The sequence below is a fragment of the Clostridium beijerinckii genome, assembly GCF_018223745.1.
In the GTDB taxonomy this organism is placed as follows: domain Bacteria; phylum Bacillota; class Clostridia; order Clostridiales; family Clostridiaceae; genus Clostridium; species Clostridium beijerinckii.
Genome location: NZ_CP073653.1, coordinates 4,442,328 through 4,454,219 on the forward strand (window position 1 = coordinate 4,442,328; position 11,892 = coordinate 4,454,219).

At 29.6% G+C, this 11,892-nt stretch carries 10 protein-coding genes; 2 read left to right on the top strand and 8 right to left on the bottom strand.

Going from position 1 to position 11,892, the window contains the following annotated elements:
• Positions 1–192: 192 nt before the first annotated feature.
• From buk to KEC93_RS20190, 5 genes are all read right to left on the bottom strand, one after another.
• Positions 193–1,263 carry a butyrate kinase gene (gene buk / locus KEC93_RS20170; protein ID WP_077868428.1) on the bottom strand — a complete coding sequence of 357 codons (1,071 nt, stop codon included), beginning with the start codon at positions 1,261–1,263 and terminating at the stop codon, positions 193–195.
• A 186-nt stretch (positions 1,264–1,449) separates the two neighbouring features.
• Positions 1,450–2,424 carry a 2-keto-3-deoxygluconate permease gene (locus tag KEC93_RS20175; RefSeq protein ID WP_077838764.1) on the bottom strand — a complete coding sequence of 325 codons (975 nt, stop codon included), beginning with the start codon at positions 2,422–2,424 and terminating at the stop codon, positions 1,450–1,452.
• Between the two features lie 201 nt (positions 2,425–2,625).
• Positions 2,626–3,798 carry an NAD(P)-dependent malic enzyme gene (locus KEC93_RS20180; protein WP_077868427.1) on the bottom strand — a complete coding sequence of 391 codons (1,173 nt, stop codon included), beginning with the start codon at positions 3,796–3,798 and terminating at the stop codon, positions 2,626–2,628.
• Positions 3,799–4,119: 321 nt separating this feature from the next.
• The gene (locus tag KEC93_RS20185) at positions 4,120–4,935 is read right to left on the bottom strand and encodes a TraX family protein (protein WP_077868426.1); all 816 of its coding nucleotides are present in this window, start codon (positions 4,933–4,935) and stop codon (positions 4,120–4,122) included.
• 68 nt (positions 4,936–5,003) lie between these two features.
• On the bottom strand, positions 5,004–5,456 hold the full coding sequence (locus tag KEC93_RS20190; RefSeq protein WP_077868425.1) for an Lrp/AsnC family transcriptional regulator: 453 nt from the start codon (positions 5,454–5,456) through the stop codon (positions 5,004–5,006).
• Between the two features lie 133 nt (positions 5,457–5,589).
• Between KEC93_RS20190 and KEC93_RS20195 the strand changes: the two genes are divergently transcribed.
• A complete protein-coding gene (locus KEC93_RS20195) occupies positions 5,590–6,012 on the top strand; it encodes a carboxymuconolactone decarboxylase family protein (protein WP_077838768.1) in 423 nt (140 codons plus the stop codon).
• A gap of 61 nt (positions 6,013–6,073) precedes the next feature.
• On the opposite strand, the gene KEC93_RS20200 is transcribed toward KEC93_RS20195, so the two are convergent.
• The gene (locus KEC93_RS20200) at positions 6,074–7,873 is read right to left on the bottom strand and encodes a heme NO-binding domain-containing protein (RefSeq protein WP_077868424.1); all 1,800 of its coding nucleotides are present in this window, start codon (positions 7,871–7,873) and stop codon (positions 6,074–6,076) included.
• Positions 7,874–8,224: 351 nt separating this feature from the next.
• Here KEC93_RS20200 and KEC93_RS20205 point away from each other — a divergent pair, with 351 nt between their 5' ends.
• Entirely contained in the window at positions 8,225–9,742 is a 1,518-nt protein-coding gene (locus KEC93_RS20205) for an aminotransferase-like domain-containing protein (protein WP_077868423.1), read from the top strand.
• 82 nt (positions 9,743–9,824) lie between these two features.
• On the opposite strand, the gene KEC93_RS20210 is transcribed toward KEC93_RS20205, so the two are convergent.
• Together KEC93_RS20210 and KEC93_RS20215 are read right to left on the bottom strand one after the other, a co-directional pair.
• Complete coding sequence (locus KEC93_RS20210; protein WP_077868422.1) at positions 9,825–11,165, bottom strand: FAD-dependent oxidoreductase; 1,341 nt, start codon at positions 11,163–11,165, stop codon at positions 9,825–9,827.
• Positions 11,166–11,456: 291 nt separating this feature from the next.
• On the bottom strand, positions 11,457–11,858 hold the full coding sequence (locus KEC93_RS20215; protein WP_077308867.1) for a response regulator transcription factor: 402 nt from the start codon (positions 11,856–11,858) through the stop codon (positions 11,457–11,459).
• Positions 11,859–11,892 lie beyond the last annotated feature (34 nt).

Below are 11,892 nucleotides of genomic sequence, written 5' to 3' on the forward strand. Positions count from 1 at the left end.
GGTACAACTTCTTTAGTAATACGTTTACTTGCTATTTATCAAAGCAATTTCCCACAAAAAGTTAAGAGCGTATCCCTAGGAATCCGCTCTTAATTCATGATTTATTAAAGCCAGTAAACAATACTCAATAATTATAGTAATGCTAAATGCTATCTTTCCAAATACTTTCTAATCTTTAGTATATATAGAAGTCTATTTATATTCTTTAACTTCTTCTTGTCCGTTTAAAACTCTTAGTACACCTTGAGCTAAAGCAAGCATTTCATCTTCACCTGGATAAACAGTTATTGGAGCAATAAATTCCACTTTTTCTTTTATGATGTCTACCATCATTTTTTCGTAGGCAATGCCTCCAGTTAAAATTATCGCATCTACTTTTCCGCATAAAACCGCAGCTGCTGCACCTATATCTTTTGCTACTTGATATCCCATGGCTTCATAAACTAACTTTGCCTTCATGTCTCCTTCTGATGCAAGCTGTCTAACTATTCTCCCATCGTTTGTATCAAGATATGCTACAAAGCCGCCTTTTCCAGTTATCTTCTTCAATATTTCTTCTAAAGTATATTTTCCGCTAAAACACATTCTAGCTAAATCACCAGATGGTATACCACCACTTCTTTCTGGTGAAAATGCGCCTTCTCCATCAAGAGCATTATTTACATCAATTATTCTTCCATTTTTATGTGCGCCTACCGAAACACCGCCTCCCATATGAGCAACTATAACATTTATATCTTCATAGCTCTTCATATTTTCTTGCGCATACCTCTTAGCCACTGCCTTTTGATTTAATGCATGAAATATACTTTTTCTTGGAAGTTCTGGCACTCCTGAAAGTCTTGCTATATCTTCCATTTCATCTACAACTACTGGATCTACTATAAAAGCAGGTTTATTAATAGACCTCGCAATTTCATTGGCAATTATAGCACCAAGATTAGATGCATGCTCTCCTTGAACATTTTCTTTTAAATCTTTTAACATATTATCGTTTACACTATAGGTACCACTAACTATAGGCTTTAAAAGTCCACCTCTTCCAACTATTGCATCCATTTCAGTTATATTTATTTTATTGTCTTCTAGTATTTTTAATATAACATCTGTTCTAAAGCTTTGTTGATCAACTACGTACTTAAACTTTCCTATCTCTTCTGATGAATGTCTAAGTGTTTCCTCAAAAATTTCCTTTTCACCTTCATATACTGCTATTTTAGTTGATGTGGAACCTGGGTTTATAATTAATAATTTATGACTCACACATTTTCCTCCCCTACGTTATATTTAATTATAGTATTTGCATCTATTGTTATTATTATCAACACAGATACAAAACCTGTTTTTAAATTATACTCTGTAGGTATCAGCTTTAGCAAGTATTTTTCAATATTAAAATTAATTTTATTAATTCATACTATAAGCTCTTAACCCAATACTAATAATTATTTATTGTACTACTGCTTCTCTACTTAATTTCTTTTCTTTATTTGCTCTAAGCATTTTAAACACATAAGAAACAATGAATGGACAAATAATAGCAGATACTACGCATGCCGCTGCAACTTGTGCTGTTGCTATTGTTGCTATTGCAGCCAATGTTGGATCTGCCGCTGCAACAGCTGCTGGTGTGGCTACGGCATTTCCTGCTGTTGATCCTGTTGCAAGTCCAATTATAGGTTCTTCTCTAAATAATTTTAAAAGTATATATGCTCCTATTCCAGTAAAGGCAGCTATCACTCCTAATAATATACCAGGACCTCCAGCTTTTACAATTGTATCAAGATTCATTCCTGCACCTAATGGGAATGAGAAGAATGGAATTAATAACAACTTACTGCTTCCAAGAAACTTTCTCATATCAGGGTCGGCGTTTCCTAAAATCATTCCTATTCCTATTGGAATTAACACTGCAACAAGCGACATAAATGGAATTTGAGCAAGCCCTGATGCACCTAATGCAACCAAAGTGAAAAATGGACCATCTTTTAAAGATAATAAAGCATAAGCACCTACATCTGTTTCATCCCCATATTGTGAAGCTAGAGATGCATATAACCCACCGTTGCAATTTGTTAGTGCTGAAAGAATCGCTAGTGGTGATAAACCTAATACACCAGCTGGCCCAAAAACTTTTCCTACAATTATACCGATACCAGCACCCACTATAAATTTTCCAGATATTAATAGCGCACCTTTTTTTAGTGCTTTAGGTGCTAATTTGAAATTAATTTGTGAGCCAATTAAAAACATAAAGCAAGCCAGAATTGTTGATGATGCCGTCGAACTAAATAGTGCTGTTGTATATCCACCAATTTTAAGAAATTGCGGACAAAAAGTATTAACTAGTACTCCTAAAAAAAGCGGAACAAGCATCATACCACCTGGTATTTTATCAAGTGTTTTCTTAATTGGGATTTGCATATATATACCTCCTAAAATCTTGTTTTTTTATTTTTAAACATTTACATATTTTTCATAATAAATTTTTATATAAACAACTCTAATTTATAATCTTGTGGGATACAATTATTTATAATTATGTTTTACTTATAATTTGTACATGTCACAAATGCATTAATTCTGATTTCTTACCTTTTAGCAACATGTACAAATTGAATTATCTTATTTTCTTGCGACCCCACTTTTTCTTGCCGCATTTGCAATTGCTTCTGCTACCTTTGTAGCAACATTTTTATCTAAAGCACTTGGAATTACATTATTTTCATTTAAATCTTCATCTTTAATGTATCCAGCTATGGCATATGCTGCAGCAAGTTTCATTTCCTCATTTATTTCTTTTGCTCTAACATCTAAGGCACCTCTAAAAATACCTGGGAAAGCTAGAACATTGTTCACTTGATTTGGAAAATCTGACCGTCCTGTTCCTATAACTCTTGCTCCAGCTGCTTTTGCTTCATCTGGCATAATTTCCGGTGTTGGATTTGCCATTGCAAAGATTATTGCATCTTTATTCATTGCTCTAACCATTTCAGGCTTCAATATTCCTGGAGCAGATACTCCAACAAATACATCGGCACCAACTAAAGCATCTGCAAGGTTGCCTTTTATATTATCTGGATTTGTTATTTCCGCTAAAGCATCTTTAGCATCATCAATTTTTTCCATGCCTCTATATAAGATACCTACTTTATCGCAAGCAATTAAGTTTTTTACTCCTGATGATAATAAAAGCTTAGCTATTGCAGTTCCTGCAGCCCCCGCTCCATTTACTACTACTTTTATATCTTCAAGCTTCTTATCTACTACTTTAAGTGCATTTATAACACCAGCAAGAACAACTATTGCAGTTCCATGTTGGTCATCATGGAATACTGGAATGTCGATTAATTTTTTGAGTTTTTCTTCAACTTCAAAACATCTTGGCGCTCCAATATCTTCTAAGTTTATTCCACCAAATGTTGGCGCTATCAATCTAACTGTATTAACTATCTCATCAACATCGTTAGAATCTACTAATACAGGGAAAGCATCAACATCTGCAAATTCTTTAAATAAAATTGACTTTCCTTCCATTACAGGCATTCCTGCCATTGGCCCTATATCTCCTAGTCCTAACACTGCACTTCCATCTGTTACTACTGCTACCAGATTTCCTTTTGATGTATATTTGTAGACGTTTTCTTGGTCTTCATGAATTTTTCTACATGGTTCTGCAACTCCTGGTGTGTATGCAAGACTTAAATCATCTCTTGTTTCAACCTTAACCTTAGATGTGATTGAAATCTTTCCTTGTTTTTCTTCATGTAATTTTAAACTTTCTTCAAAATAATTCATTTAAAACATCCCCTCTATATTTAAACATTTACATTTGATATTTAATATTTTGCTGTTGTTTGGTGTAACTAGATAATATCATTTTGTCTGAAAATTTAAAATATTAAGTAACTTTAATTTATATTTAGTAAATTAAGAATACTTTGTGTTTTTTTTAACGAGTATTTTAATTGCCCTGAATAACTTTTTCACATAGTATCAATAAATATCTTTTTAAAAATATTAGCTTATGTACTATACAAATATAAAAAAAACAAAATGAAGATCCTATTCTTTTGAACACGATCTCCATTTTGCATTTTCATAAGCCATTATTTAACTTCAGTTTATATGTGTAATTCCTCCCAAGAAAAATAATATGAATATATGGGCGGGATAATAAAAATAAAATAAATATTTTAATCCACGTCCCTTTTTTCCATTATAAAGCATCATTAGCGGTATAGCGAAAATCATAATCCACTGATTGTAACCATAAAATATATTCTTAAATGAAAAACTAGCGAATGGAAAAAACGATACTGAAAAAATTGCATAAACAATCATCATTTTTTTTCTGTCATTTCTTAAATAAAAAAATATTATTCCGAGAGCAACAAATGAAACACTTCCTTCACAAAGCAATGGACAGGGTAAAAAGGATATAATAATTCCAGCTATGTTTTTTGAAAATATTGAATAAGTACTTATTGGTAATACAACTTCAAACATTATCGCTAAAAAAATAATATAAATTTTCCTATACAAATCTTTGTTTTCATCTCTTAAATATTCAATTAGTAATATATTTAATGCTATCAAAAAGAATGTCTCGAATATATTATTACTCACTGGAAAATATGATGGATCATCAACTGATATCTTCCATGAAATAAATTTTCCTAAAGACATTACTATTGAAAATAAATATAATCTTTTAACATAAGTTTTTCTATTCCCTGTATAAAAAAAGCCTTCTGCCATTGTAAAGAAAAAAAGTGGAGCCGATAATCTCCCAAGCCAATTAAACCAAATTGGAATTCCAGTCGATGCTAAGAATTCATGCATATGATCCATTGTCATTAATACTAATGCGATTATCTTCAAAGAAAATCCACTAAACCCTTTTTGAATAATATTATTATTTGCTATATACATACTGTATCTCCTAGCTATTATTAAAACTTCATATGTAAGTTCATGCATATTTATTAATAACTATTTATTTATATATCTTCCATAAACTTATTTATGTTATTATCTATTTCTACTTCTGAAAATGCAATAATTGTTGTTGTCAGTGAATATTCTGATATATCATTTATAAACTCTTCTATCTCTTCTAAATTCTTTACAGATAATTTTACTAAGAAACACCCATCCCCTGCTATCCTATATCCCCATTCACTTCGTTTATGATTTTTAATAAAATTTTTAAATTTGTTATATTCTCCGTTCTTCATTGTAATCTTCATTATACAATCAATTGATAATCCCAGCTTTTTCTTATTTATTCTAATTGTATAGCCTTCTATAATACCACTATCTTCAAGCTTGTTCACTCTCTCTGTAACGGAAGGAGGTGATAAATTTATGCGTTTAGATAATTCCCTTATTGACAACCTACTATTTTTTTGCAACTCTGATAATATTGCTATATCTATTTCATCAAATTTCATCTGTAACACTCCTAGTATGTTTTTTATTTCAAATATAATTTTATCATTAGTATTATATGTCATTTGGAATGCAAATAAAACTATAACTCCTATATAATATTAATTGTTAATATTATATAAAAGGAGATTTATTATGGCAAGAATCAATTTTTCAAAAGAAGGAAATACACCATTTCAAAAACTATTAGGACACAATAAAGATATTATGTTAAAGTGGTCCGATTTAGAGAATCTTCTTTTCTCTACCAATACATTCACTTCTGAATTAAAAGAACAGGTAAGACGCACTTTGGCATTTAATAATGGCTGTGAATATTGTATGGCTAAAGGTAAGCCATTAAATAACATAAACGATTCAAAAATTTTAGCAGCTACCAAATTTGCAAACTCATTTTCAAAAAATTCTGCAGTTAGTGATGAGGATTTCATCCCTTTAAATAATGAATTTTCTGAAAAAGAAATTTCAGAGCTTATTGCTCTAATATGCTTTATAACAGCTTCTCAAAAATTTGGGGCTGCTCTTAATTTACAACCAAGTTGTTCAATTAATATTTAATAAAAATACCTACTAAAAGTAAATCATTTTCTTTTAGTAGGTATTTTTATATATCATGAAGTTAAATTTTATATTTCTCTAGATCATTTTTAAAGGTTTTTGTAATACCTTTAAAATCAGATATATTATCTATAAGTTTTTTTATCTCATTTGTATAATTTATTACACTAGCACTTACTTCTTCCGATGATGCTGAATTTTCTTCCGCAATGGCTGCTAACGACTCTATACTACCATATACATCAGATATAGAATCAGCTTCAATATTTAACTTGCTTATAGTCTCAATCATAGAAGTTGCTACACTCTGCACTGATTGATTAGCTTCATAGCTAATATTTCGTACAACGTCTAAGTTATTGGTTTCTCTTTCTAACACATCATATTGAACATCTATGTGATCCACTAAGAAACCTATTTCTTTAACAAATTGAGCTAAATTAGAGTTAATATCAAGTACTGCCTCTTTGGACTGTTCAGCAAGTTTTCTTATTGATTCTGCAACAACAGCAAACCCCTTCCCTTGCTCTCCTGCCCTAGCAGCTTCTATGGATGCATTCAACGCTAATAAATTAGTTTGTTCTGCTATTCCTGATACTATAGATACAATATTATTTATATCTTTAGCCCTTCCTTCAAGCTGTGTGCCCTTCTCTTTAACTTCATTAAAACTCTGTAAAGATTTCAAAATATTTTTACTTGCATTTTCAACATTTTCATAGCTATTATTAATCTTAAGCATGGCATCTTCAAGTTCTGATTTATTTTCATTCTCGTTTTCAACTATATTCCTTAAGGCTTCGATGTTTCCATTAAGTGCTTGTACGGCTTTATCTGTATTCTGAGCTTGTGTAACAGCTCCATTTGCAACCTGTTCAACAACGCCACTTATTTCTGTTGAAGTATGATTCATCGAATCAGAAATCTTGTTTATTGTATTTACAAAAGTATTCATTTCATCTGTAACACCTTTAAATCCAACGAAATCTGCCTGAATTACTTTTTTATGTTCCTTAAGTAAATCATAAATTTCTTCAAAGAAATCATTAGTGGTGATTTTTCCATCAATATTGTATTCATTTTTAATTATTCGTTCTATTTCTTCTTTTATTTTTCCTATAGGTGACATCATTAAAGAAACACCTACAAATGTAGCTAAAGCAGATACTAGGCTCCCTATTAAAACCTTTGTAATATCATTTATTCCTAACATTATCAAAAAAACTATAGCTGATATTATAAATGAAAATACTCCTGTCTTTGCCCCAAAACTTTTTATAATACCCAAAGAAAAAACTCTATTAAAAAAGTATTTTTTATTGTAATATATATCTCTTTCAAAAGTAAGTTTTAATTTAAGCTCACTGCTTGTTCTTGATATTTCTTTTATATCTACTTTCTCGTTAAAGTGTTCGCAAGTCCCTTCAAGCATACCTAAAAAATAGTCAAACATTCCTCTAGAAGAATTATAGCTAAAGATAGCTTCCCTACTAGATATTGGTTCTATAGATACCAAAGGTGGCTTCGCTCCTGCAAACTTTTTTGTCATCACTACATGTACATCAAACATGGACTTTAAAAATGAATATACATTGTCATGTTTGAAAAATGCCGGATAATCATGACTAAAAGCTTTTATATTATCTTGTCCAATTTTTCTCCAAAGAGCTCCTACCTCTATATTTTGAGATTTAGCTATGTATGATATTATTTTCTTAACTTCTCCATCGTCTACATTTTCAATAGGTGAAAATATTTTTGTTTTTCCCCAACCTATATAATCCATTGCTTCATTAACAATTGAGTCTCCAAACAACTTTCTATTTGTCTTCATCCATGTTGATACAACGGTCCCTTTCATAAACACATTACCTCCTTTTCTATAACAGTATTTCATTCCATTTATCATATTTCACGTTATTCTATAATATAATTATACACTTATTTGCTTTAGTGAGTAAATATATTACTAGTTAATATATATTATTATTTAATATCTCCATATCTTTATTTTCAATAACTATCGCATCATTTTATTGACACAAAAGAAATAGTATGGTAAATCTAAAATAATTGAAATAAATTAATTCTATACAGTTTAATTACATTTATAAAATTGATTAGATATTGGTATTAACAATATAATTTAAACATTAGATGTTTTCTTATTAGATTTATTGTTACTTATCTAAAGTAGTGAGGTGATTCAGCATTGATATTTTCTAATCTTAATATAAATAAAGATGAACCTATTTATATTCAAATTGAAAGACATATAAAACAAGGCATTAAAAACGGTGAATTAAAAAAAGATAGCAAACTTCCATCTACAAGGGAAGTAAGTAAATTTTTAAATATAAGTAGAAATTCTGTAATTTCAGCCTATGAAGAATTAGAAAGCATAGGAGTAATAACAACAAAAAGAGGGATAGGCACTTTTATCTCCATAGAAAGTGAAAATGAAAGTTATGAATATAATGTAGATTTTTCTAAAAGAATTAACAATTATGGAACTACCTTAAAGAAGTTTGATATCATAAAAAGTGAATTGCCGTATAAGAAGGGAATGATATCATTCAAATCCATTTCCCCTGAAAGTCATCTCTTTAATCTTGATGATTTTAAAAGATCTCTGTTAGATGCTTGGACTTACGAAGAAGCCAATCTATTGAATTACGGTTATGCTAAAGGATATAAGCCGCTAATAGATTATTTTTTAGATTATATGAGAGATAAAAGAGTTGATACTAATAACAAAGATATTTTAGTAACTAATGGATTTACCGAAGCCTTTGATATAGTAATTAGTTCGCTAACAAATAATGGTGATATTATTTTATGTGAAGAACCAACACATAATACAGCTTTAAAAATTATGAAAGCCTATGGACTAAAGATAATTCAAGTAAAAATGGATAAAGAAGGCTTAGATTTAGTATCTCTTGAAAATGCTTTAAGCAAATATAATCCAAAGTTCGGATATTTGATCCCGTCTTACAATAATCCAACTGGAATCGTAACTAAAACTGAAAGAAGAAAGGAAATATATAAACTTTTTAGAAAATATTCTGTTCCTATAATAGAAGATGGCTTTAATGAAGAATTACTCTACTCAAGCTCCCCAATTGATCCAATAGCATCACTATGCGGAACTGGTAATGGAGTCATATATATAGGAAGTCTTTCTAAAATACTGTTCCCCGGTCTTAGAATAGGATGGATATTCGCAGATGATAATCTTATAGAAACTTTAGAAAGTGTAAAACGTGGAAGAAATATTCATTCTTCTTTTTTAGATCAAAGCGCATTTTTCTATTACCTAAAAAGTGGTGCCTTCAGCAGATATGTTAAAAATGTAAGAAAATATTATAGAGATAAATACAATCTTGTACTAGATATGGTTGAAAAATATATTCCATATGAATATATAACTGGTGAGGGTGGCCTTCATGTATTCATAAAGCTAAAGAACAACATAAATGCAAGAACTCTTCTGGAACTCTGCTATAAAGATAATGTATTATTTATGCCTGGTGATATTTTTTATGAAAATTCCAATGACAATGTAGAATTTCACACTAAAACAGATGATAACAAGCCTATTACACATAGAAAGAAAAGCTTAAAAGGTTATGATACTTTTAGAATTGGATTTGGTCGAGTAAGTGATGAAGATATAAAAAAAGGTATTGAAATAATAGGAAAAAATATAAGACTTTTAGATAATTAGCATCTAATTAAAGTAAAAAAATCATTGCCACAAAATTATGGCCAATGATTTTTTTACTTAACACCTATTATAAGAATTTTTATTATATATTTTTTAATGCCTGCAAAGCAGCTATATTTAGTAAACTCCAAGGTTTATTAAAATGTGGTTGGAAGAAGAAATCTGTCATTGCAAGTTCTTCTATAGTCATTTTATTTTGAATTACTACTGATAATGTGTTCATAAATTGTGTTAAATCTAAATTCGAAATTATTTGACCTCCAAGTATTCTTCTACTGTCTTTATCATAAACTAATTTTAATAATGCTTCTTCGTAAGTAGGCATAAACTCTGGTCTATAATTATCTGTAACAGAAACTGCTCCTACATTAAATGATGTTGTATTTTTTGCAACTTCTTCAGTTAATCCTGTAGATGCAATACATTTTTCATATATCTTAATTCCTGATGTACCTTGTGTTCCCATATACTTTAATTTAGGTTCAACTATATTATGAGCAATTAAAGTTCCCATTCTAACTGCATTTGTTGCTAAAGGTATATATCGTGTATCATCAGCCGGATTAAACTTAACAACACAGCAATCTCCTGCTGCAAATACATCTTTTCTACTTGTTTGCATATATTCATCAATCATAATTGCACCATTTTGAAGCGTCTCCAATTTACCTTTTACAAGAGCAGTGCTTGGTGCAAATCCAATGCATAATATAACTAAATCTGCCTCATATTCATTATTATCAGTCACTACATGTGAAACTTTATCATTCTCTCCCTTGAACAATTTAACTTTTTCCCCTAAAACTAGGTTTATTCCATGATCTCTAAATTCCTTTTCTGCAATATCAGTAAATTCTTTGTCCAAGTACTTAGACATTATTCTCTCTTCAGCGTCTATTAATGTAACATTTTTATTCTGAATTTTGAAAGCTTCTGCAAGTTCCACACCGATGTATCCGCCACCAATTACAACTACATTCTTTGCATCACTGCGTCTAGCTTCAATTTCTTTTGCATGATTATAGTTTTTACATAATAAAATATTTTGTAAATTTCCACCTTCAAACTTAGGTATTATTGGCCAAGATCCTAATGTTAAAACTAACTTCTCATAACTATCTTCAAATATCTCATCATTTTCTAAATTCTTAACTTTAACAATTTTATTATCAAAGTCGATATCTAAAACATCATGTTTCATCTTTGTTTTAACTCCTAAAGAGCTCAAATTATCTGGTGAATTATAAAATAATTTTTCTGTTTCAGTAACTATTCCTCCTATACTTAACGCAATTCCACAAGAAAGAAATGATATATTATCGTTTCTTTCATAAACTACGACATCACTATCTGGGTATAATTCCTTTAAATTAACAATAGCAGCTGTTCCTGCATGTGTGCATCCAATTACAATAACCTTCATATCATATCCTCCTGAAATCTTTTAATAATTTTTACTTACAAATAATAATTATTAATTAATAATATTATATATCTTTATCCCAAAAAAATAAAGAATTTTTCTTCAAAAATACAATCATTCTCTAATATCTATTTTGCAATTAAATCTCTACATTCTGTAATTACTATCACTTAGTGTGATAAAAGTTTTATTATGTAGATTTATCATTGAGCATATATATATTATTAATTATTTGTTTATGATATATTTTATACTGCCTATTGAATAATATACTTAATACACTTAAAAGCCTTATTCTATCTTTTTAAAGTTCAATTTTTCCATTACAAGATCCATTTTTTTTATATCAATAGGCTTTGTCGCATATACTTCACAACCATTGTTAAAAATACTTTTGACTAAGTCCGCATCATTTAGAGCTGTTGTCATTATTATTTTTACTTTTTTATTATTCTCAATATTTTTTTGCTTCTCTATTTCTCGAATAGTCTTTAGAACCTTTACTCCATCTACCTTTGGCATCATTATATCTAAGCACACCAAATCATAAGCTTCTCCTTCATCTAATGCAATTAAATAGGCATCTAATCCTTCCATTCCATCAAGTGTGATATCACACTCACCATACTTGGACATAAATTTAAACAAAAGCTTTCTACTTGAAAGATCATCTTCTACTATTAAAATTTTCACTGTTAAGCCCCCTTATAAAATATATAGTATAAAA

What these genes read in the sequence shown, in the direction of transcription:
- KEC93_RS20175 (WP_077838764.1), bottom strand. Translation starts at nt 2,424, where the DNA reads ATGCAAATCCCAATTAAGAAAACACTTGATAAAATACCAGGTGGTATG.
- KEC93_RS20180 (WP_077868427.1), bottom strand. Translation starts at nt 3,798, where the DNA reads ATGAATTATTTTGAAGAAAGTTTAAAATTACATGAAGAAAAACAAGGA.
- KEC93_RS20185 (WP_077868426.1), bottom strand. Translation starts at nt 4,935, where the DNA reads ATGTATATAGCAAATAATAATATTATTCAAAAAGGGTTTAGTGGATTT.
- KEC93_RS20190 (WP_077868425.1), bottom strand. Translation starts at nt 5,456, where the DNA reads ATGAAATTTGATGAAATAGATATAGCAATATTATCAGAGTTGCAAAAA.
- KEC93_RS20195 (WP_077838768.1), top strand. Translation starts at nt 5,590, where the DNA reads ATGGCAAGAATCAATTTTTCAAAAGAAGGAAATACACCATTTCAAAAA.
- KEC93_RS20200 (WP_077868424.1), bottom strand. Translation starts at nt 7,873, where the DNA reads ATGAAAGGGACCGTTGTATCAACATGGATGAAGACAAATAGAAAGTTG.
- KEC93_RS20210 (WP_077868422.1), bottom strand. Translation starts at nt 11,165, where the DNA reads ATGAAGGTTATTGTAATTGGATGCACACATGCAGGAACAGCTGCTATT.